Origin of the sequence: Streptomyces sp. NPDC006335 (assembly GCF_040612795.1) — a bacterium.
Classification (GTDB): Bacteria; Actinomycetota; Actinomycetes; order Streptomycetales; family Streptomycetaceae; genus Streptomyces.
This window is the reverse complement of sequence record NZ_JBEXQX010000058.1, coordinates 1-1,538: the sequence shown is the minus strand read 5'-3', so window position 1 is coordinate 1,538 and position 1,538 is coordinate 1. Positions and strand designations below refer to the sequence as shown.

At 70.3% G+C, this 1,538-nt stretch carries 1 protein-coding gene; it reads left to right on the top strand.

The genetic code is table 11. The features are described from left to right. Positions 1–21 precede the first annotated feature (21 nt). The coding region (locus ABZ098_RS44935; protein WP_356600902.1) for a condensation domain-containing protein at positions 22–1,538 on the top strand (1,517 nt) is incomplete at its 3' end.

The window sequence follows — 1,538 nt, the reverse complement described above, 5'->3', positions numbered from 1 at the left end:
TATGGGCCGACGGAGACGACGGTGTGCGCGTCGGCGGGCCTGTTCGGGGCGGGGGATGTGGTGCCGTCGATCGGTGGTCCGGTCGCCAACACACGTGTGTATGTGGTGGACGGGTCGCTGAATCTGGTGCCGGTGGGTGTGGCCGGTGAGTTGTATGTCGGTGGGGCGCAGGTGGCGCGCGGCTATGGGGGGCGTGCGGGGCTGACGGCGGAACGGTTCGTCGCGGATCCGTTCGCCGACGACGGGGCGCGGATGTATCGGACCGGTGACCGGGTGCGGTGGCTGGCGGACGGCCGGCTGGAGTTTTTGGGCCGGGTGGATGATCAGGTGAAGGTGCGGGGGTTCCGTATCGAGCCGGGTGAGGTGGAGGCGGTGCTGGGGGCGCATCCGGGGGTGCGTTCGGCGGTGGTCACCGCGTGGGGGGAGGGTGCGTCGGCGCGGCTGGCGGCGTATGTGGTGCCTGCTGATCCGGCTGAGGGGATGCCGGCGGTGGATGAACTGCGGGTGTTCGCGGCCCGGCATCTGCCCGATTACATGATTCCCGCTGTCTTCACGGAGCTGGCGGGTCTTCCGCTGACCCCGGCAGGCAAGGTCAACCGCACCGCACTCCCCGCCCCCGAGCAGAACCGTCGGGAGCCAGAGCACGACGTCGCCGTCCTGTCCGGAGCCACGGAGGAACTGCTCGCGGGAATCTGGACCGAGTTGCTCGGGGTGGACCGGATCGGCGCCGAGGACAACTTCTTCGCACTCGGCGGCCACTCCCTGCTGGCCACCCAGATGATGTCCAGGGTGCGGGAGGTGTTCGGTGCCGAGGTGCCCCTGGCCGCGCTGTTCGACCACTGGACGGTACGAAGCCTCGCCGCAGTGATCGACGAGACCGCGCGGGGGCTGGTGGCCCCGCCGGTCAGCCCGGTGCCGCGGGACCAGGCGCTGCCGTTGTCGTTCGCCCAGCAGCGGCTGTGGTTCCTCGACCAACTCCAGCCGGGCTCGGTGGAGTACGTCCTGACCTCGCCGGTGCATTTTGGACAGGCCGTGGACGTGGCCGCGCTGACCACGGCCCTGGGCGCCCTGCTGGCCCGGCACGAGGTGCTGCGCACCCGGCTGGTGGCCGGACCGGATGGAGTGGCCCACCAGGTGATCGACCCGCCCGGTCCACTCGCACTGCCGTTGATCGACCTGTCGGGTGCCGTCGAACCAGGGCGGATCGCCGAACAGCTGGTGATGTCCGACATCGCCGCCCCGTTCGATCTGGCGGCCGGGCCGCTGGTCCGCGCGTGCCTGATCCGCCTGGGTGAGGCCGGACACGTTCTGGTGCTCACCATGCATCACGTGGTGTTCGACGACTGGTCCGCCCAGGTGCTCCGCCGGGACCTGCTCGCGCTGTATGAGGCGTTCCGGGTGGGAGCGCCGGATCCGTTGCCGGCGTTGGCGGTGCAGTATGCGGATTTCGCGGTGTGGCAGCGGTCGTGGTTGTCGGGGGAGGTTCTGGAGCGGCAGTTGGGTTATTGGCGGGAGCGGCTGGCGGGGTTGCCGGTGCT